General features: G+C 36.1%; 1 protein-coding gene. It reads right to left on the bottom strand.

Going from position 1 to position 255, the window contains the following annotated elements; translation table 11 throughout:
• Positions 1-255: transposase (locus KI338_RS17610; protein WP_212922314.1), on the bottom strand; the 255-nt coding region annotated here is incomplete at both ends.

The following is a 255-nucleotide window of genomic DNA, read 5'->3' on the forward strand; positions in this document are numbered from 1 at the left end:
TTCTCATGTTTACCGCCATGAACGCAAATCCTAATTCATTTATTACCTTCTCTTTGCCCCTTACGGACATCCGAGTGAAACGCAAATTAGCCTTCAAAAATCCGAAGACTGGTTCCACATCAATTTTACGTTTTCCATAGATTTCACCAGTTTCTTTTTTTGAAAGCTGCTCTTTTATATATTCTTTTTGTTGTTCCCATTTCTCATTATAAAAGATTTTCCGATTACTTTCGGCTTTCGCCTTGGTACATAAAG

The organism is Ornithinibacillus bavariensis (genome assembly GCF_018333235.1).
Taxonomy (GTDB): Bacteria; Bacillota; Bacilli; order Bacillales; family Amphibacillaceae; genus Ornithinibacillus; species Ornithinibacillus bavariensis.